The organism is Pedobacter lithocola (genome assembly GCF_042650845.1).
GTDB classification, from domain to species: Bacteria; Bacteroidota; Bacteroidia; order Sphingobacteriales; family Sphingobacteriaceae; genus Pedobacter; species Pedobacter lithocola.
The window spans coordinates 186176-207146 of sequence record NZ_JBHSBW010000016.1 but is presented as its reverse complement, the minus strand read 5'-3'; the positions used below and the strand labels follow the sequence as shown (position 1 = coordinate 207146).

The following is a 20971-nucleotide window of genomic DNA, read 5'->3' as shown; positions in this document are numbered from 1 at the left end:
CTTAATTTGCCCTGATTATAAAAGATATATGTTAGATTTGTGGTAAATTGAAATATATGAAAGTTACATTAGAAATAACCGACTTTGAAGAGATGGAGAAATTTCTTTCCTTATTTCGAACTATGAAATTAGAAAATATTAAAATTGTTTCCTCAACAGATGATTCTAAACCTGAAATAGTTAAAGGTAACAAATCACTTAATCCAAAAGAACTTTTTGGTATTTGGAAGGATACACCTAGAAATATAAAAGACATCAGAGCTAAATCTTGGCATCGTAATGAATAGATATGGTTTTGTGCGATACCAATATTTTAATACATGCCTTTAATAGCAATATCTCTACTATTGAAGCTTTGGAAAAAATCGGGTTCGAAAATATTTTACTCTCGTCTGTTACCACAATGGAATTATTGCAAGGTATGGGAAATAAAATAGAATTGGCTCAAATGAAGAAAAAGATTAAATATTACGACATCATTCATTTCGACATCAAAATATCTCAAAAATCAATAGAACTTATCGAAAACTTTAAGTTAAGTCATCACCTTCAAATTCCAGACGCAATTATAGGAGCAACTGCAATTGTAAATGGAATCGGGCTGTTTACTTACAATAAAAAAGATTTCGATTTTATGCCCAATATTATTCTCTATTAAATTACTATATTCTTTGCTCCTTAACTTTTCATGAGCAGTTTCGACCATAAAACAGCATTAACAGCAATTCCGCATAAACCCGGCGTTTACCAGTATTGGGATGCGGATGGGAAGTTAATGTATATTGGAAAAGCAAAAGATTTACGAAATCGGGTTGGCTCATATTTCAATTCAGACAATAGACAATTTAATGGTAAAACGAGGGTTCTGGTTTCTAAAATCAGGAAGATAACTTTTACCATCGTTGATACAGAAATTGATGCCTGGTTATTGGAGAATAGCTTAATTAAAAAACATCAGCCAAAGTTTAATATTAATTTAAAAGACGATAAAACCTATCCATGGATTATTGTTAAAAATGAAAATTACCCACGAATTTACTGGACAAGAAAAGTAATTAGAGATGGCTCAACTTATTTTGGACCCTATGGTTCGATAGGTATGATGCATACCATCCTTGATTTAATCAAAGAAACATATCCTTTAAGAACTTGTAATCTTCCATTAAACGATAAAAATATTGCGGAGGGTAAATTTAAAGTTTGCCTTGAGTTTCAAATCGGAAACTGTAAAGGCCCCTGCCAGGCTTACCAAACCGAGAGCGATTACGATAAAAATATTGCTGAAATAAAAGAAATATTAAATGGTAAAATTGGCAATGTTATACGTGATGTAAAAGGCATTATCAAAAGCGCATCAGAAGAATTAAACTTCGAATTGGCTCATCAATATTCCAGACGATTACAGGTTCTAGAAAAATACCAGAGTAAATCTACTGTTGTTAATAGTGCGATTACAAACGTTGATGTAGTAAGTATTGCTTCAGATGAGCGCTATGCATTTGTAAATTACCTTAAAGTAATGAATGGAACCATCATTCAAACGCAAACCATTGAGGTTAAAAAGCAATTGGATGAAAGTGATGATGAAATTCTAACCCTTGCGCTTTTAGATTTTAGAACTAAATTTAACAGTACATCAAGAGAGATTATTGTACCTTTTGAACCTTTTTTGGAAGATGAGAGTTTGCGCTTTACAGTACCAAAACTGGGAGAGAAAAAGAAACTTTTAGAGCTATCACAAAAAAACGTTCTATTTTTTAAGAAGGAAAAACTAAATCAATATGAAAAGCTAAATCCAGATTTGCGCACCGATAGGATTTTGACAACTATGCAAAAGGATTTACGCTTAACGCAGCTACCCAAGCATATAGAATGCTTTGATAACTCAAATTTCCAAGGTAAATATCCTGTTTCAGCAATCGTAGTTTTTAAAGATGCCAAACCATCCAAAAAAGATTACCGGCATTTTAATGTCAAAACAGTTGAAGGCCCGAACGATTTTGCAACCATGGAAGAAGCTGTTTTCCGTCGCTACAGGCGCATGCTCGAGGAAGACCAACCATTACCTCAACTAATTATTATTGATGGCGGTAAAGGACAGCTATCGTCTGCGGTTAAAAGTTTAAAACTGTTAGGTATCGAAAGTAGAGTTACAATAATTGGCATTGCTAAAAGGCTCGAAGAACTATTTTACCCAGGTGATTCTTATCCTTTATATTTAGATAAGAAATCCGAAACGTTAAAAGTAATACAACAACTACGCGATGAGGCTCACCGTTTTGGAATAACTTTCCACCGGAAAAAAAGAGATCAAGGCACTTTAAAAACAGAGTTAGAACAGATACCTGCTATTGGCAAAAACACTGCCGATAAATTGCTCATGCATTTTAAATCTGTTAAGAAAATTAAAGAAGCAACTGAAGAGCAGCTTAGTGAAGTTTTAAACAAAAAACAGGTTTTAACTTTATTAGAGTACTTTAATCCCAGAGCTGAATAACGTGGAAATGAATCAAGTTATTTTGGTTGGCACCGATTAAAAAAACGAACCTTATAAAAAAGGCCTCGATAAATCGAAGCCCTTTTTATTAATATTCCCAGAGTCCTTGTTCGTAATCAAGAACCGACTTTTTAATCCTTTCAGATTCCATCAGTCTTTCTCGTGGGTCTGAAATTATATCTCTTAGTTTATTATCTCCAGGATTAGATTCTTTAACTATGTAACTGCTAAACAACCTACGAAGAAAGAAATCATCAAAACTTAAAGAAGAAGCGTCATTGTTTGTATTTATCAATCTTTTGTGCGCAATAATTGGTCTTAATTCATCATAACTTACCCAAAATACTGGTTGCCAAACTTTAGATATTTCATTAAATTTTAATGGTGCAATACCTACAATACGAGGTTCGAAAATAGAACGTTTTGTATCGAAAATCCAATCTTCTTTAATTCTGAATTTTAAAAAAGATTCAGGATTAAAATCATTAACAACTGTTGTTACGGTACCAGTTTTGTTATTGGAAATTTCTGATGTTCCTAGAGCACCTCTAGCTGCAGAATCTGCACTTAAAGGCATTTGGAACGTATCATCTTCATTTAACATACTATCAATTGGCGCATAAGCAGTTAATTCCTCAGATTTTATTGAAGAGATTAAAACGTCAATTAATCTTGACTTCGGCGATCTTAAAACAGAATTAACAGTATCACGCAAATCAATTTCTCGCCAAATACGTTTAGCATAAAAAACATCTTCTTCACGTACATCTGCCAAAGGAACCATTTCCGTGCTATCTATATCCTTACGGGCATAAAAACCATCTTTAGGCGGTACCTTTAACTTTTTCTTTACGGTTAATTTCTTAGTAGTATCTGCAGGAAGCGTATTTGTTGCAACACCAGGTTTTGGAGTTGTAGCTTTCTTCTTTAATGGTGTTTGCGCAAAAGCAACCCCACTTGATAAAACTAATACAGCAATGCTTAAAATCCTTTTCATCTTTTCTTTATTTTACATTAAATGAAACCGAAGGCAAAATCCTTTGGCGACCATCTGGCCCCTGAGAAACGATATCATCGAAGAATACTTTAGAACCAGGAGTAATCGCATTCATCGCACTTCTTACAGCACCTGCAAAATTGCCGCCACTACCTGAAATGGTAACTGCTTCTGAACGTGGCTTTATAACTGTAATTTTATATCTCAATATTCTAAAACTTACATCGAAAGGAAAATCATCCAAATCGGCTTCAATTTCAGTTTCACTTTTTAACTGCACTGATGAAACATCACCACCAATTCTGCCACCTACTTTAGCAATAGGAGCTGGAATTGCCTTAACTCTAAATTTCTGAACGCCAAGGTTTACTGTTTTACCTGCATTGCTTGCGCTAACATTAATCGAAACTTCTGAACCAACTTGTCCGCCAGAAACGTTTACCATATAGTTTCCATTTCCACCAGACATACTGCCTGCCGAAATTGAAGCCTTTACACTTTCCAAAGGGAAACCTGCTGCCGAAACAGAGAATGGATTAGGAATACCTGCGTAAATAACGTTCATTTTTGTTGATGAAACCGTAGCGGATGGTTTTGCAACTTGATAGGTTTGCTCAGGAGTTTTGTATTCCTTAATCTGTCCGTCAGTTTGTTTAATACGCACCGTACCAACCCATTTAAAAACACCTACACTACCTGTGCTTCCGGTATAAGTTCCTTTACCATCTCTAACATTTAGTTTACCACCACCAACTATAATTTCAGGATTTGATTTAGAATCGCTTGCAGTTAAAAATACTTCAGCAGTATATGGCTGACCTTGGATAACATAAGATGTTGGCGCTACAGCAACTGCAGCAAATTTATCTATATTAACAACGGCCTTATCCATATTTCCGAATAATTTTTTTACAACTTCAGCCTCAGCATTTTTGGTGTCGGTTTGAAGTTTGGTTAAGATGGTCATTGCAGCAGTTAAAGGCGTTCCTTCACCAAACAATGTTTCCTGCCAATTACCTTTTCTTTTTCTTACCGGATCTTTCGCTTCCAATGAAAATGTAATTCCTTCTCTATCTTTCGGGTCAAGAAGCGAAATTAATTTTTCGCGGGTTGCGTTAATTTTAGCTTTCAACTTTTCACCTTCTTTTTGGTTAATCATTAAATTAGGAGCTATATCCTGATTATCACGATTAGTCAAATCTCCGGTTTCAGGGTTAATACCATCACCGGCTGCTGTAAATTGCTTTTTAATGCCTTCAATATAATTATTCAAGTCATCAGCTGCTGCTTTTGCCTGTTTTGCTTTATCGTAAATTGGTTGAGCACGAGCAGGTTCTTCTTTTAGTTTGGAATTTTCGAAAGAAGAAAAAAGCTGATCTATACCGGTATTTACGTTGTTTTTTGATGTATCTAAACTATCGTTGATATTTTTAAATGCATCTAATATTGTATCTGATACGTTTAAGGCCAGCATGGCTAACAATACCAAATACATGATATTAATCATCCGCTGCCTTGTTGTTTCTTTTCCGCCTGCCATTTTTTATTTAGCTTTCTATTTAAATTAAAAACTATATAAATTATACGCGTGGGCTGTTCATAGCCGATAACATATTGCCATAAATCGCATTTAACGACGATAAGTTTTTAGCTAACTTATTCACTTCTTCTTTAAACTGTTTAGAATCTTCCATCGATTCGTTAAAGTTTTGCATGGTTAGTGAAAGGTTTGAATAAAATTTATTCATCGATTTTAAATGAGCGCTAGAATCTTGTAATTCTAATTCGTAAACGGCATTTAAAGCTGATAAGTTTTTAGCTAAATTATTTACCTGATCGTGGTATGCTTGAGAATCTACTTTGCTTTCGCCCATTGCCTTTAAGTTTGCAGTAGCTTTTTCGAACGATGAACTTAAATTATCAAATCCTGCAGAGGCAGTTTTTACTTTACCTGTAAATTCATTGGTAGCCAATGATGCATCTGCCACATTAGAAATAGAAGCAACTTTATCGCCAAAATTACGCAAGCCTGTACCTAAACTTTCGATTAACTCTGGTCCAATTTTAGCTTCCGATAACATTTTATCTAAAGCTGCTGTATTTGGAGATGAAACAGCCGCTGCAACTGGTCTTGTTGTTGCAACTGGTAACTCGCCTTTAAAATCTTCTCTTAATTCTGGGTAAACTCTTTCCCAAGCTGGTTCAGGCTCAGGAGGGAAGAAACCGGTTAAAAAGAATAAAATTGCCTCTACACCAAGACCAATACCTATCATATAATTACCTAATATTCCGCCAATGTGCAGAATTTTAAATAATGCCCCGATAATTACAATACTTGCTCCCCATGAAATCGCTACGTGTAACCAGCCTGGTTGTTTCTTTGCCGCCATAAAATTTGAATGTTTTTCTTTAAGTTTTAGTTTTTTGGTTTGATTTTTTTAGTTTCTCATGTCAGTTCCAGGATATGCAGAAACGCATCTAAAACCGATGTAAGATCTTTGTTGGTCTTGATATTCGTAAGTTGATACAGCATTTTGAAGAAAGTAACCAGTATCTTTCCATGAACCACCCTTAACTACTTTACGCTTTAAGTATTTACTATCATTTTTTCCTGCCACGTAAGTAAAGTTTGGATTTAAATCATGTAATAATGGTCCTGAAGATTTGTTATAAGCAGTTTTTGTCCATTCTGATACGTTGCCAGACATATTATACAAACCAAAATCATTCGGGAAATAAGATTTTACACCAACCGTATAAATACCACCATCGCTCGAATAATCTCCACGTCCTGGTTTAAAGTTTGCTTGTAAACAACCTTTAGTATTTCTGATGTATGGACCGCCCCAAGGATATTTAGTTTTGGTATTACCACCTCTGGATGCATATTCAAATTGAGTTTCTGACGGTAAGTCGTAATCCATTCTGGCATTTAATGGCATTTTTCTAGCCGCAGCAACACCTTGATAAAGCTGCGTACGCCAGTGAGAAAAAGCCTGTGTTTGTTCCCAGCTAACACCAACAACTGGATAGTCATCATATGATGGATGATTAAAATAACCCCTTACCATAGGGTCGTTTTGCGAATATGAATAATCCGTTTTCCAAACCATTGTATCTGGATAAACAGCAATGGTATATCTGTCTATATAATCCTGGCGTTTGCTGTTAGGGTCTTTATGACCAATTGCTGCCTTATCTAAATTCAGGATACCGTAAGAATACTCTAATTTACGAACATCAATTTCTTTTCTACCTGGTAAAGCATCTAAACCAGAATAGTACATATTATCCAATTGACTTGCATTTGCAGCGTTTGCACCTTTACCTTTTCCACTCCAAATAGCCGAACCGTTTCCAACTTTTTTCCAATCGATGTATTTTTCACCGCCTAATGCATTTGCTGCTGCACCTTTTGGGGTTATCATAAATTGTTGTGGGTTACCCATCATCACAATCGCAATCGAATCTCGAACCCATTTTGTAAATTGACGGTATTCTGCGTTTGAAATTTCGGTTTGATCCATGTAAAATGCACTAATTGTAGTCATTCTACTCGGACCAGATTGAGAGAAAGTAATATCCTCATCAGAGCCACCCATTGGCGTATGACCTGGTGGAATATATACCATACCCAAAGGAATACTTTGGTTCTTAAATTTACGATTGTAAGCGCCAACTAACTCGCCCTGGCCACCACGACCACAGCTTGAAAGTAATACAGTTACAGCCATTATAGCTAGAAAGTAGATTTTCTTCATATATTAATTATAGTGTTCAAAACACAATTAGCAATTGTATCAAAAATCATTTAAATAAACAACAAAAGCAAAAATTTTACACGAAAGCACCTTAATTAGGGTATAAGCACGCCTTTCGGGCATTGCTACACTAATTTTTTCGTTACAATCGCGACATTATTCTGCTATAACTTAAAAAGCTACAGTTTATTGTTGCTACAGGAAATAATTTAGAGGGAATCTTATTTATTGGATACTTTAATGTAATTTTCAATAGCCATAGTCATCGAAGATACGCCTGGTGTTGGGGCAGCAATATCAACAATTAAGCCTAAATCCGTTACAGCTTTACTTGTATTAACTCCAAACGCTGCAATTCTAGTATTATTTTGTTGGAAGTTAGGAAAATTTTTAAATAATGATTGGATACTCGATGGACTAAAAAAAGCAATGACATCATAGAACACCTCGGCTAAGTCAGAAAGGTCGCTTACCACAGTTTTAAACAATACTGCAGGTGTGAAATCATAACCACTTTTCTCCAAAAATTTCATGGTATCTTCAGTAGCTACATCAGAACATGGATATAAAAACTTTTCGTTGGCATGTTTTTTTAATACTTCAGCTAAATCGGAAGCAGTTTGTTTTCCAAAGAAAATCTTACGCTTTCTATACTGAATGTATTTCTGCAAATACAATGCGATTGTTTCTGAAAGACAAAAATATTTTAATTCTGCAGGCACATCATACCTCATTTCTTCACAAATTCTAAAGAAATGGTCTGCAGCATTTCGGCTAGTAAAAATAACGGCTGTAAAATCTCCTAAGTTTATTTTATCCTTTCTAAAATCACGTGCAGGCACACCTTCAACATGAATAAATGATCTAAAATCTACTTTAAGGTTATGTTTTTTGGCTAAATCATAGTAGGGAGATTTCTCAGTTTCAGGTTTCGGTAGAGTAACTAAAATACTTTTTACTTTACGGATTCTAGAGTCGTTCTTTTCTTGCATTTTCCTTTTTTCAGCTACAATCCTATCGTTTTAATTAGTATTAAAACGGGACATATTTCGAGGGCGCAAAAGTACAAAAATAAATGCATTTTGGAAAACTTATTGTTAGAAAGTATTGTGATTCCGGCACGTAAGAGTTGGAAGGCAAATATTACGACTAATAGTAAAATAGCTAAACCTATATAAATGGCACCATACTTTAGTGGAGATAACGCAAACGCTATTACAAGCGGTATAAATAGCAAAGAAGCATTAAAATAACTTAAATACAATATTGAAATATACTCATTTACAGGTCTTTGTATATTAAAAAGATAACCCAAAAATCTTAAAATTATCAATTTTAAAGCGTAAAATATGATAATGAGAATAGATATACTAAAGAAAAACTTAAATCCATCTTTAGCCTGATACATATCATAATATTGAGCTACGAGGAAAAAAAACATTCCTAAAATGAATCCGAATTGTATAAATAAAAGTAAAAAAGGCCAGGAACTGAATAAGTTATCTTCTTTATTTATGTTGTTTAAGATTCGATTGCTATAAAAAGATTCTATAATTGCGAAAAGTTGTTTAGAGAAAGCGTTTTTCAAAATCGCAAATACAACCAACATTATAAAAATAAATCCTAGCAGCCAAACATTTCCTTTAGGAATAGAGCGGCCCAATTGATATGGATTTTCCTTCTTTTTATAATCTTTATATTTCTTTTGCCAACCCAACAAATCCAAACTTGGAAACATAAATTCTTTCTCAACACTATCCAGCAATGCACTTTTGTTAATCAAACTATCTGGCAAAACCCAGGTATGACGAATGATGGAATCAGTAACAAAAATTTGTTTTGCAAGAGTTGCAGAATCTACACGATAACGCCTGTACTGATATTTAACAACTGCATTAGAATCAACCTTAACCGGAATTTGTTGCGCTGCAATAAAATCAGCAGACAATAAAAACGCGAATAAAATTAAAAAGAATCTCTGCATCTGTTAAAACGAAATTAATGTTGCAAAAGTAATCGAATAATCATTGTTTACCTAAACAAAATAAATGGTTTAGATAATGGCGTATCTTTGCCAAATGTCCGGTATTTATATCCATATTCCCTTCTGTAAGAAAGCTTGCCACTATTGTGATTTTCATTTTAGCACTTCTCTAAAATATGCTGATGAAATGGTTGAAACGATTTGCAAGGAAATAAAGATGAAAAAGGATAGAATTTCTGGCCAGGTTGGAAGTATTTATTTTGGAGGTGGGACGCCTTCTATCCTATCTCAATCATCCCTACAAAAAATTTTTGATGCCATAAATAGCACATTTTCGGTTGATGCAAATGCAGAAATTACCATCGAAACCAATCCAGATGATTTAACCGCACAAAAACTAAAAGAATTAAAGCAAATGCCCGTTAATCGTTTCAGTGTTGGTGTTCAATCTTTTTTTAATGAGGATTTGATTTGGATGAACAGGGCGCATAATGCTGATGAAGCTGAAAACTGCATTAAAAGAAGTCAGGATGCGGGCTTTGAAAACCTTACTTTGGACTTGATTTATGGCTACCCACTTTTAACAGATGCCAAATGGCTAAGCAATATAAATAAAGCGATAGAACTGGAAGTTCCGCATATATCGGCTTATGCACTTACTGTAGAGCCAAGAACAGCCCTAGCTCATGCCATTAAAACTAAAAAGCAAAGCCCTGTTAGCGATAGCCAAAGTGCCGGGCAATTTGTGATTTTGATGGATAAGTTGCTAGAAGAAGGATTTGAACATTACGAAATCTCAAATTTTGCCAAACCCAATTTTTACGCCGTTCACAATACTAATTATTGGAAAGGTGTTAATTATATTGGTATAGGCCCATCTGCACATGGTTTTGACGGGCAGAACCGATACATGAATCCGGCAGATAATTCGCTTTATATGAAGCAATTAGAACGAAACAAATTACCAGAGCTAGTTGAAGAATTAAGTTTGAACGACCAATTTAACGAATACATCATGACTTCTCTTAGAACCATGTGGGGAACGGATTTAGAAAAAATTAAATCAGACTTTGGCAAGGATTTTTATGAGGAGACGAAACATAATCTCCGTAGTTTTGAAGATAAAGATTGGCTAATACTGGATGGAGAAAAAATTAAGTTAAGCCAAAATGGAAAACTATTTGCCGACCACATTGCGTCAGAATTATTTATTGTAGCATAGAAAAATGAATTTTACAAGTAATATAACCTTTCAATAATTAATAAATATGTCGAAGATTGTATGGATTACTGGTGCTTCATCAGGAATTGGCGAAGCTTTAGTTTACAATTATTTCAAGGCTGGAGATAAATTAATTATTTCTGCTCGCAATCGTGATGAATTGTTTAGAGTGAAAGGAAATTGTCAAAATTCTTTTAACGTACATGTTTTACCCCTTGATTTAAGTGAAACATCGATGCTGCAAACCAAAGCAGAGGATGCAATTAAAATTTTCGGAAAAATAGATTTGCTTATTAATTCGGGAGGCGTTAGTCAACGTGGTTTAGCTTTAGACACATTGATTGAAACCGAACAACAAATTATGAACACCAACTTTTGGGGAACAGTAGTATTAAGCAAGGCTGTTTTACCATTGATGATAAAAAATGGAGGAGGGCAAATTGTGGTTGTAAGTAGCTTAGTTGGCAAATTCGGCACAAAATTACGCTCGGCTTATGCTGCTTCTAAACATGCATTACACGGATATTTCGATTCACTACGTTCAGAAGTTTATGATAAAAACATAGATATTACGATTGTTTGTCCGGGTTTTATAAAAACTAAAGTATCGGTAAAGGCTTTAACTGCAAATGGTACAGAACAAGGAACTATGGATGATGCGCAGGCTAATGGAATGAGTGCCGAGCAATGTGCAAACGAAATTGTTGCAGCTGTAAAAGCCAAAAAAGAAGAAGTTTACATTGGCGGAAAAGAGACTAAAGCCATATTCTTAAAACGATTTTTCCCAGCTTATTTTTCGACAAAAGTTAGAGCTGCAAAGGTAACCTAACCAATTACAAACTTACCAAAGCCAACTGGTACGGAAAATTGAGTAATGTGCACAAGCTTATGTTTATAAACCGTATTGCAGCGGTATACTTTTTTGGTGCAGAAATTGCCGCAACTGTAATGCATTCCCAAAAAAGATTTAGCGGAAAGACGGACTGATTTATCCTAAGAATTACCACAGCACTTTTTCCTTGAATTTTAAAGGCCTCATTATTAATTGATTATATTTTTTTTTCTGCTTCTAAAAATCCAAGCAGCTGTTAGTCGTCGTACATGAGTGCAAATAACAGAAACTTAAAAATTAGAAATAATGAAAAAATTAATCCTATCAGCAATTGCCGTTGTTACTATGGCATTTACAAGTCAAGTTTACGCTCAAAAAAATCCGATGGTTGGTGGCGCAGAAATGTATGCAACTAAAGACATTGTTGACAATGCAGTAAATTCAAAAGACCACACTACACTTGTTGCAGCAGTTAAAGCAGCAGGATTGGTAGAAACCTTAAAAAGTGCTGGTCCGTTCACAGTTTTCGCACCTACAAACGAAGCTTTCGCAAAATTACCTGCAGGCACTGTAGAAACTTTAGTGAAACCAGAAAACAAAGCTACTTTAACCAAAATTTTAACTTACCACGTTGTTGCTGGTAAAATGGATAGCAAAGCAATTGCTAAAGCAATTAAAGCTGGTGGTGGTAAAGCAGAACTTACAACTGTAGAAGGCGAAAAATTATCTGCACACATGATGGGTAACAAATTGATGTTAACTGATGCTAAAGGTGGTATGAGTACTGTAACCATTGCAGATGTTAATCAATCAAATGGTGTAATCCACGTGATTGATACTGTTTTAATGCCACAATAATATTTCACATCCCTATAATGATTAAACGTTTCTGCTTTGCAGGAACGTTTTTTTTGTGGAAAATTAATCGACTGCTGAACAATTTGTCAGCTGTTTTTCAGGTTTTTAGTTTGCAGCGAAACAAGCCGCAGAAGTAGGTATTTTTACACCGAAAATAAAAGCGTAATAAAATTTTTATCAAATTGATATGCATCCCAACATTATAAAAATTCAACAAAATATAGAGCCATTAAGACAACAAATTGTTAACCACAAGGTATATTCTGAAATTAGCGAATTAGAAGATTTGCAGATATTTATGGAACATCATATTTATGCCGTTTGGGATTTTATGTCGTTACTTAAAGCTTTACAGATAAACTTGACCTGCACAACTTTGCCCTGGTTCCCGGTTGGCGATGCAGTAACCAGACAATTAATTAATGAGATTGTTGCTGGTGAGGAAAGTGATGTAGATGCCAACGGTACTATTAAAAGCCATTTCGAACTGTATTTAGATGCAATGGAACAGTGCGGTGCAAACACCGATGCGATTAACAATTTTTTAACCTCGGTAAAAAACGGAAGGGATTTTGATATGGCTTTTGAACTGGCCTCAGTACCAGAAGCCGCAAGAAGTTTTGTTCGCTCTACTTTCGAAACCATCAACAGCGGAAAAACCTACCTGCAGGCAGCAAGTTTTACCTTCGGCCGAGAGGATTTAATTCCAAACATGTTTTTTAGCATGGTTAACGATTTAAATAGTACACAACCAGATAAGGTTTCGATTTTTAAATATTATTTGGAAAGACACATCGAAGTTGATGGCGACCATCATAGCCATTTGGCTTTAGCAATGACAGAAAAACTTTGTGAAAAAGATGAACGCTTTTGGTTAGAAGCTGAAGAAACAACCAAGCAAGCCTTGCAAAAACGCATTGATTTATGGGATGCTGCTTACGCAGAAATTGTAGGCAGAAAAGTAATGACAACAGTATAATTATCATATTGCTTTAAAGTTGAATTGTTAGATTATTCAATGTTGGTAGAGTAATAACTTTTTTAATCTGAATGCTTTACAGCAGTTACGAATTTGCGTCACATTTTATTCAACTTATATTATTTGTAAAATAAAATTTACACATTTGTTATTCGGCAATAAATAACCGATTTAAAACGCATGAGTTTCATATTAAAACCTGTAGATATCGTCGAGAATATTACTCCCGAAGATTTCAAAAAAAATTATCTGAAAACCAAAAAACCATTAGTAATCAGAGGCTTAACTAAAGATTGGCCAGCGAGAGAAAAATGGACTACTGAATATTTGAAAGAAATTGGCGGTAATTTAGAAGTGCCTTTATATGATAACTCTAAAGCCGACCCATCGAAGCCAATTAATGCAGCTACTGCACACATGAAGTTTGGCGATTACCTTGATTTAATTAAACGCGAACCTACAGAATTGAGGATTTTTTTCTTCAATTTATTTAAGAAAGTGCCAAGTTTAATTAACGATATTAAAATACCTAAAGATTTAATGGGTGGCTTTATAGAAAGCATGCCGGCAATGTTTTTTGGCGGCTCTAATTCGGTAACGTTTTTACATTATGATATCGATTTACCTCATATTTTCCATACTCATTTTGGTGGCAGAAAACACATTGTTTTGTTTGATAACAAGTGGAAAGATAGGCTTTACTGCTTACCGAACGCCACTTATGCTTTAGAAGATTATGATGTTGCAAACCCCGATTTTAAGAAATTCCCAGCATTAAATGGTGTGGAAGGTTATGAAGTTTTTTTAGAGCATGGTGATACTTTATTTATGCCAACCGGAATGTGGCATTGGATGAAATATTTGGATGGTTCATTCTCTTTAAGCTTACGTGCCTGGGACCAATCGATTACCAGAAAAGTTGCAAGTGTTTGGAGTTTATTTACTCACGGTGCGATTGATAGTTTAATTAAAATGACCTTTAAAGAAAAATATGCCTATTGGAGAGAAAAGAAAGCTGTAAAAATTGCAGAGCATGCTTTAGCAAAAGGCAAACCTTAATTTAGCTATATTGATTAAAAAAACGGGGCATCGGTAATGGTAGCCCCATTTTTTTTGCGTGAATTTACTTCGTTTTTATAAAATGACTTTTTAATTGATAGATGGAATTTGATAATCTTTTATAAATTCGATAATTATTAGCACATTAAATGGAACCTACAATACTTACAGAGAAGCAAAAAATGCTTGCGGGAAAAGCTTATCAAGCTGGCGATGCAGAACTATCTAAAGAACGATTAAAAGCCCGCGAAGTGATTTTTGAGTTTAACAACCTCGCCCCAAAATTTATTAAGCAGCGAAAGGAATTATTAAAAAAATTATTCGGCAAAACCGAAAAGATGTTTTACATCGAACCACCATTTCGTTGTGATTATGGATATAACATTGAGATTGGTGATAATTTTTACGCAAACTTTAACCTTGTAATTTTAGATTGCGCTAAAGTGAGCATTGGCAATAGCGTTTTTATTGCACCAAATGTAGCAATTTACACAGCCGGTCATCCAATACATGCACACCTGCGAGATCAGGAACACGAATGGGCACAAGAAATTACCATTGGCAATAGCGTTTGGATTGGTGGAAACGTGGTGATAAATCCTGGAGTTAAAATCGGCTCGAACGTGGTAATTGGCTCCGGAAGCGTGGTTACAAGAGATGTTCCGGATAATGTTTTCGCAGCAGGCAACCCATGTCGTGTAATTCGCCAGATTACCGATGAGGATAAAGATTTTTATTATAAGAATTTTAAATTGGGCGAGTAGTAATTCCAGAATTATTTTGAACTCTCAATTTACATCTCTCTTAGCTCGAATGATCTACAAAAATTTTCCATTCTCCATTAAGTTTTTTAAACAGTAAGGTAAAATACCCTTGAGGCTCATCTTTTTCTCGCTTTAAATGCCAGCTGCCTAATACAAAAGCAACATCCTTATTCAAAAAATCTATTTTCTTTATTCCAAAAGTTAAAAATCCCATTCCTGCTTTACCTGGATAACTCTTTTGATAGTTTTCAAAGTTTTTTTGCCAACCGTATGTCGGTCCGCTTTTGCCTACAAATAGTAAACTATCACTTTTTACATAAGCATCCATAAAGGTTTCCAGGTTTCCCTTATTCCACTCTCCTCTTTGTTTTTCCAACACATTGAGTATGGTTTGTTTATCTTTTGAAGTCTGCGCAATCGCCGAGTATGAAATCAGTAAAAAGGCGATGATTAAAAATTTTTTCATGTTTAAGGGTCTTTTAGTAAAGATATAAAACAAATTATTTCGTTCCATGCATAAAAATTGTTTCTTTACATTTTCAATTTTAATCTATGCAAAATAAAGTTATCACAATAGGCGAAATCCTTTGGGATGTTTTCCCCGAAGGCAAAAAAGCTGGCGGTTCTAGTATGAATGTTGCGCTCAATCTTCATAAACAAAGTATTGAAAGTAGTTTTATAAGTGCCGTTGGTGATGATGATAACGGAAAAGAACTTTTAACTTTTCTAGCAAGCAATCAGTTTCCAACCAAACTGATTCAGGTAAATAAGCTATTGCCAACCAGCACTGTTGTTGTTCAATTGGATGAGAAACATCAAGCCACTTACACCATAAAACAACCAGTTGCCTGGGATGATATAAAAATTACTGATGAAATTATAGCGGCAGTAAAGCAAGCTGATGCTTTTGTATATTGTAGTTTAACCTGTCGTGAAGAGCAATCCAAGCAAACCATTTTAACCTTGCTAGAAAGCGCAAAAATTAAAATCTTCGATATTAATCTTCGTGCCCCATTTTATGAGAAAGAATTAATTGGGCAGCTTCTAAACAAAGCAGATATTTTAAAAATTAATGAAGATGAAATTATTTGGGTTCGTGATGCTTTTGGGTTAACAGGCAATAACGATGAGCAAATTTTGAAGCAATTATCTACACAATTTAACATAGAAATTATTTGTTTAACGCTGGGCGATAAAGGTGCCTGTGTTTTAAAAGACGGCAAATTATTTAAGCATAATGGATATAAAGTTCAGGTTGTAGATACAGTTGGTGCGGGTGATGCTTTCCTGGCGACTTTTATAGCTTGCCATTTACAAGGTTATCCCATGGAAACCATTTTAGATAATGCCTGTAAAGTAGGTGCATTTGTGGCTTCGCAAGCTGGAGCAAATCCTGAGTATAATAAGAAGATTTATAGCATGGCTTTGGGGTAGATGGGACTGAAGTCTACCTACCAACCATCATTTTCCAATCATTTTACAAAGCCTATTAACAAAACAATATGTGTAATCAGTAAAATCATATTATTACCTTTACGCCAAATATGCAGGGCTTAGTTATTAAATCTACGGGGAGTTGGTACAACGTTTTGGCCGATAATGGCGAGCGTTACAACTGCCGTATTGTAGGGAAATTCAGAATCAAAGGAATTAAAACAACCAATCCAATTGCGGTTGGCGATCGAGTGAAATTTGATTTGGAAAAAGACAGCAATCAAGGTTTGATTAATGAAATGCTGCCCCGCAAAAACTACATTATCCGTAAATCAATTAACTTAAGTAAGCAAGCTCAAATTCTGGCAGCCAACCTCGACATGGCGATTTTGCTGGTTACTTTAGCATCTCCAAGAACATCGTTAGGCTTTATTGATAGGTTTTTGGTTACCGCTGAAGCTTATGATGTACCTGCTGTTTTAGTATTTAATAAACTGGATTTGTTTAGTAAAGAAGGTTTAGAAATTCTACAAGATTTTAAAGAAATTTATCAAACCATCGGCTATCCTTGCTACGAGGTTTCAGCACTAAAAGGCATCAACATAGAACTTATACAAGAGTTAATTACCGATAAAATCACCTTAATTTCTGGTCACTCTGGTGTAGGAAAATCTAGTTTGATCAATGCTCTGTTGCCTGATAGAGATTTACGAACGGGTGAAGTTTCTGATTGGAGCGATAAAGGGCAACACACAACAACCTTCGCAGAAATGTTCGAACTGCCACAAGGTGGTTTTATAGTTGATACCCCTGGAATAAGAGAACTGGGCGTAATTGATATTGAAAAAGAAGAACTCGGGCATTTCTTTAGAGAGATTTTTAAAACCTCACACGATTGTCGCTTTAACAATTGCAGGCACATAAATGAACCAGGCTGCGCAGTTTTGGAAGCTGTAAACGAAGGAGACATTGCCGTTTCGAGATATGAAAGTTACCTGAGCATTTACCATGGTAATGATACAAGGCATTAAGCTTAAAGACTAAAGACTAAAGCGAAATTGACTATGATTATAACATCACAGTCGACCTGGTTTTTAGTTTAGGGTTTTTTAGTCTTTCAGCTTTAATCTTTTTACTTTCTGGCAATAAAATCCTTCATATAGCTACATTCACCAGCAGCGGTAGCATAAAATGGAGTTTTAGCATACTTAAGTTTTAATTCTTTAAAATATGGGTTTTGATAGTTTGCGGTTAAAAAGTTTTGATATTTCACATCCTTTACATCATAGTAACTGAAAGAAACCATGGTGTAATTCATAATGATTTGTTTCTGCGCACATTTAGCCAACATAAAAGTACATTTCGCTTTAAAATCAGCATTGGTGCTTAATGCCCTCGCCTTTAAATACCATGTTTTTGCGGTTTGGGCTTTTTTGTAATCTACATCATAACTAAATTTTGCAGCACTACTGTTATCGTATGATGACCAATCGTAGCTAATCAAAAACCAGCTATTTCCATAATAACCAGTTTGATAAACCGCATTGGCCATTTTATAGAAATAAAGTGCAGCATTTTTCTTATCTGTCAAAGTCAGTTTTTGCAAGCGCAACATTTCTGTAGCGAAACCCTTTTTATTAATTAGCTTTTTAGCAGAACCATATTTTTTAGGGAAGTCATTAATTGTTTCTATAAAAGGATTGGCATATAGCTTACTTTCTTCCTCATTTGCATACCAATTTTCCGGGCTAAAATATTTGTAATTCGCCGAAACTTTATTGAACATTTGAACAGCCTTATCGTACTGATGTGTACGTAAATAAGTTGTTCCATAAAGCTCATAAAAATCATCGTCCTTTAATAAGTTTAGGGCTTTAGTAAGCAATCCACTAACATCATTTTCGGGTTTTGCATTCTTAAAAACAGCTAGCTTCTGCATACTTTTCGGACTTAAGTATTTCTGCCAAAAAGTTGTTGTTTGGTAGCTCATGTTTTTAAACAATGAGTTCTCATACAAAGTCTTATATTTTAAATCGCCCTTAACCATTGCCAAAGCTGCTTTGGCAGTATCGCCCATTTTCATATAAGCTGGGGCTAAAATTTGCTGATAAAAATTTCGAGTGGTAGTGGTAAACCGGCTATTTGCGTTGCCTGTCCTGTTGTAATAATAATTTTGATTTTTAAGTTGCTCTTCGTTTTCGTCAAATCGTTTCACATCAAGCCATTTAAGGGTTGGCAATAATTCGTTCTCATTAAATGGATTGCCCTTCTTAATATTTTTCGACTTAATCAATAAATCAACAATGCGATACTGATTAAGAAGTTTTTCTGGAAGCCTATCTGGATTTAATGTTTTAAGATAATTTGAAGCAAGTAAATCCTTATTTTCCATCCACGATAAATAAGAAGCCGTTAATGTACCCAATTCTGGTTGAGGATATTTCTTTTCAGCAGCAAGTTTAATAGCAAAATCTTTGATTTGATTCAAATGTTTCAGATTTAAATTCCGCACACTGTCTTCATATTTTTTACCATTTCCACTATCGGAAAAATAATAATTGTAGCCAATTTTTGCTATATCATTATCTTTAATTAAATCTTGCTCTAGCTTGTTAATTTCACGAACCAAAAGAGCACCATTTAATAAACTTTTAGGATTGTATTGATATACCTTTTGTAAACTTTCTAGGTCTGCTTCAGAATTGCCAAAACCATTTATCGCCCAGATATTTGCTTTCTCATTGTTATTTTTCGCATACTTTAAAGGCCCACTTACAGGCGAACTTGTATAATAGTAATTTTTATAAGCTTGTGTTCTACGCTCAGGATTACTTGCAAAAACTTTAGTAAAAATATAAGCTGACTCTTCAGCGTTACCTAATTTCCGTACCGAACCAGCATACAAAGCTTCGGCCCAGCCTTTAACAGCACTATTGCTTTTTAATGGCTTTACATATTTTTCGTAAACCATTTTGCAATCTTTATAATTTCCGGAATAATGAAACATTCTTGCCGATTGATAAGCATAACGCAATTTTAGGAAATCATCATCTTCTGCCAAGGTTAACTTTAATGCTTCCTTTGCTTTGGTTTCCATTGTTGTAGAATCCCGAGGTTCAGGGTTCCAGTCATTCCAGCTAGCATTGGCCAAAGGCTCGCAACTTTTAGCAAAAGTATAATAGTTTAGTGCATCTTTGTTTTTGGTTAGTGCTAATAAATAGCTGTTATTATGCAAACTATCTGGCAATTCATTTATTGATTTTCCATTATAGCTAGCAAGTTTAACACTTGTTGCGCTATCTACATGGTACATCACTTTATACACGTCTTTTTCATTAACGTCGAGGTATTTTGCCCATTCCCTACTGTTTATTTCGGCTTCATTTGCTACATTATCTTCGCTATATAAATAAGCCATTTCAGTAAATGCAAACGAAGTATATTCATCACCCTGTGTGTTATTATGAAAATACGAAACATAATAATCGTATGGATCAACTTCGCCTCCACAAGCTAAATTAACTGCGATTTCGGCAAAATATGCAAAAACAAAGGCACTAAAAATTATCGATAACTTTTTGAAGGTCGTCATGTTTAAATATTTTTAAAAGGTCATTATCGAGATGATAGAATACGAGATTTCGTTCTTCCGGCTTTAAATATCGGGATAAAAATTTTGAAGTTGCAATCAGATCATCAACCGAAATTTCTTCCCACCTAATAACATCGCCATTTTTTAACCCGGCTTGAGGATAATCAATTAGCAAATCATATAGAATGGTGTTTCCTCTCCTTTTAAAAAGCTTTTTATCACTTAATTTTTTTTTATTTATTTGCCTCGAAATACCTGCGTATTTTTCTTTTCTAAAAACAACGGCCCAACTAAAAAGCGGCAAAGCAACATCCATTTTAAGGGGATATTTATCTAACTCATTTTTGAGATAAGTTTGCATTTCTTGCATATCCAGAATAGAATTCTGAGTACCATATTTACGTAAATTACCCATATTATAACACATAAGCATAACCTTTTTTACTGGCGGAATACCACTTGACACCAAATTTCTTACCTGATGTAAGCGTAGCGTAACCGAAACCTCTTTACCTTTTAATAAAGGATTAGATTGGAACTGCTTTAGAAAACTAAAGTATTTATCTCTTGTGTTCTTTGTCCAATCGCAATCTATTTGAATTTCTTTGTAATTACTTTTACCAGCCTGATTAACTTTTGCATTAACAAATTTTGCAATTCGGCTTACCAATAATCTGCTTTGCGCTTCGGTTAAATTATTAAAAATATTATTAACCAGATAAACCACCGGAATAATATCGGTTTGTTTTGGCAAAGCATCATCAAAAGTTATCGGAGAAACCGGAGCAGGTTCTTGTGTAATGGCATTTAAATCTACATCCATTATGCGCACATAAATTGATTTCGATTTAAAATCATTTAGTATTGTGGTTTCTGCAATTTGATTTTTATAAACTGTTCGCCAAAAATAGAAAGTAGTATGTACGGCAAACTTAGGTTTGCAAGTGGTAAATAAAAGTGTAATAAATAGTAAAATACTTATCTTGCGCATA

20 protein-coding genes are annotated in these 20971 nt (G+C 34.6%); 11 read left to right on the top strand and 9 right to left on the bottom strand.

The features are described from left to right. Positions 1 to 56: 56 nt before the first annotated feature. From ACFOWA_RS18935 to uvrC, 3 genes are read left to right on the top strand one after another with little or no spacing between them, the layout of a single operon-like run. Entirely contained in the window at positions 57 to 287 is a 231-nt protein-coding gene (locus ACFOWA_RS18935; protein ID WP_378988355.1) for a hypothetical protein, read from the top strand. A gap of 2 nt (positions 288 to 289) precedes the next feature. Next, positions 290 to 658: a type II toxin-antitoxin system VapC family toxin gene (locus ACFOWA_RS18930; RefSeq protein ID WP_378988352.1), complete on the top strand. Its 369-nt coding sequence runs from the start codon at positions 290 to 292 to the stop codon at positions 656 to 658. A gap of 30 nt (positions 659 to 688) precedes the next feature. After that, positions 689 to 2497 carry an excinuclease ABC subunit UvrC gene (gene uvrC, locus ACFOWA_RS18925; RefSeq protein WP_378988349.1) on the top strand — a complete coding sequence of 603 codons (1809 nt, stop codon included), beginning with the start codon at positions 689 to 691 and terminating at the stop codon, positions 2495 to 2497. A gap of 88 nt (positions 2498 to 2585) precedes the next feature. On the opposite strand, the gene porN is transcribed toward uvrC, so the two are convergent. The 6 genes from porN to ACFOWA_RS18895 all read right to left on the bottom strand — a co-directional run bounded on the left by porN (position 2586) and on the right by ACFOWA_RS18895 (position 9203). After that, positions 2586 to 3494 carry a type IX secretion system ring subunit PorN/GldN gene (gene porN / locus ACFOWA_RS18920; protein WP_378988346.1) on the bottom strand — a complete coding sequence of 303 codons (909 nt, stop codon included), beginning with the start codon at positions 3492 to 3494 and terminating at the stop codon, positions 2586 to 2588. Between the two features lie 7 nt (positions 3495 to 3501). Next, positions 3502 to 5034 carry a type IX secretion system motor protein PorM/GldM gene (gene porM, locus ACFOWA_RS18915; protein ID WP_378988343.1) on the bottom strand — a complete coding sequence of 511 codons (1533 nt, stop codon included), beginning with the start codon at positions 5032 to 5034 and terminating at the stop codon, positions 3502 to 3504. A gap of 40 nt (positions 5035 to 5074) precedes the next feature. Continuing rightward, positions 5075 to 5884, bottom strand: a complete 810-nt coding sequence (gene porL / locus ACFOWA_RS18910) for a type IX secretion system motor protein PorL/GldL (protein ID WP_378988340.1) — start codon at positions 5882 to 5884, stop codon at positions 5075 to 5077. Positions 5885 to 5932: 48 nt separating this feature from the next. Then, entirely contained in the window at positions 5933 to 7255 is a 1323-nt protein-coding gene (porK, locus tag ACFOWA_RS18905) for a T9SS ring complex lipoprotein PorK/GldK (RefSeq protein WP_378988337.1), read from the bottom strand. A gap of 221 nt (positions 7256 to 7476) precedes the next feature. Next, on the bottom strand, positions 7477 to 8247 hold the full coding sequence (locus tag ACFOWA_RS18900) for a uroporphyrinogen-III synthase (RefSeq protein ID WP_378988334.1): 771 nt from the start codon (positions 8245 to 8247) through the stop codon (positions 7477 to 7479). A gap of 14 nt (positions 8248 to 8261) precedes the next feature. Next, entirely contained in the window at positions 8262 to 9203 is a 942-nt protein-coding gene (locus tag ACFOWA_RS18895) for a DUF4271 domain-containing protein (protein WP_378988331.1), read from the bottom strand. A 130-nt stretch (positions 9204 to 9333) separates the two neighbouring features. On the opposite strand from ACFOWA_RS18895, the gene hemW reads away from it, so the two are divergent. From hemW to ACFOWA_RS18865, 6 genes are all read left to right on the top strand, one after another. After that, positions 9334 to 10461, top strand: a complete 1128-nt coding sequence (hemW, locus tag ACFOWA_RS18890) for a radical SAM family heme chaperone HemW (protein ID WP_378988925.1) — start codon at positions 9334 to 9336, stop codon at positions 10459 to 10461. Between the two features lie 46 nt (positions 10462 to 10507). Continuing rightward, a complete protein-coding gene (locus ACFOWA_RS18885; protein WP_378988328.1) occupies positions 10508 to 11290 on the top strand; it encodes an SDR family oxidoreductase in 783 nt (260 codons plus the stop codon). A 309-nt stretch (positions 11291 to 11599) separates the two neighbouring features. Next, the gene (locus ACFOWA_RS18880) at positions 11600 to 12151 is read left to right on the top strand and encodes a fasciclin domain-containing protein (RefSeq protein WP_123207348.1); all 552 of its coding nucleotides are present in this window, start codon (positions 11600 to 11602) and stop codon (positions 12149 to 12151) included. A gap of 187 nt (positions 12152 to 12338) precedes the next feature. Continuing rightward, complete coding sequence (locus ACFOWA_RS18875) at positions 12339 to 13130, top strand: DUF3050 domain-containing protein (RefSeq protein WP_378988325.1); 792 nt, start codon at positions 12339 to 12341, stop codon at positions 13128 to 13130. Between the two features lie 180 nt (positions 13131 to 13310). After that, positions 13311 to 14189: a cupin-like domain-containing protein gene (locus ACFOWA_RS18870; RefSeq protein ID WP_378988322.1), complete on the top strand. Its 879-nt coding sequence runs from the start codon at positions 13311 to 13313 to the stop codon at positions 14187 to 14189. 149 nt (positions 14190 to 14338) lie between these two features. After that, positions 14339 to 14953 carry a sugar O-acetyltransferase gene (locus tag ACFOWA_RS18865; protein ID WP_378988319.1) on the top strand — a complete coding sequence of 205 codons (615 nt, stop codon included), beginning with the start codon at positions 14339 to 14341 and terminating at the stop codon, positions 14951 to 14953. A gap of 40 nt (positions 14954 to 14993) precedes the next feature. Here ACFOWA_RS18865 and ACFOWA_RS18860 read toward each other — a convergent pair whose 3' ends face one another. Beyond that, entirely contained in the window at positions 14994 to 15419 is a 426-nt protein-coding gene (locus tag ACFOWA_RS18860) for a YybH family protein (protein WP_378988316.1), read from the bottom strand. An 86-nt stretch (positions 15420 to 15505) separates the two neighbouring features. On the opposite strand from ACFOWA_RS18860, the gene ACFOWA_RS18855 reads away from it, so the two are divergent. Further along, positions 15506 to 16387 (top strand): carbohydrate kinase family protein, encoded by an 882-nt coding sequence (locus ACFOWA_RS18855; protein WP_378988313.1) that lies wholly within the window; start codon positions 15506 to 15508, stop codon positions 16385 to 16387. A 110-nt stretch (positions 16388 to 16497) separates the two neighbouring features. Further along, on the top strand, positions 16498 to 17418 hold the full coding sequence (rsgA, locus tag ACFOWA_RS18850) for a ribosome small subunit-dependent GTPase A (protein ID WP_378988310.1): 921 nt from the start codon (positions 16498 to 16500) through the stop codon (positions 17416 to 17418). Positions 17419 to 17519: 101 nt separating this feature from the next. Here rsgA and ACFOWA_RS18845 read toward each other — a convergent pair whose 3' ends face one another. Next, positions 17520 to 19979: a hypothetical protein gene (locus tag ACFOWA_RS18845; protein ID WP_378988937.1), complete on the bottom strand. Its 2460-nt coding sequence runs from the start codon at positions 19977 to 19979 to the stop codon at positions 17520 to 17522. Next, the gene (locus tag ACFOWA_RS18840) at positions 19945 to 20970 is read right to left on the bottom strand and encodes a hypothetical protein (protein WP_378988307.1); all 1026 of its coding nucleotides are present in this window, start codon (positions 20968 to 20970) and stop codon (positions 19945 to 19947) included. Before ACFOWA_RS18840 ends, ACFOWA_RS18845 begins: the two co-directional genes overlap by 35 nt. Between the last annotated feature and the right edge of the window lies 1 nt (position 20971).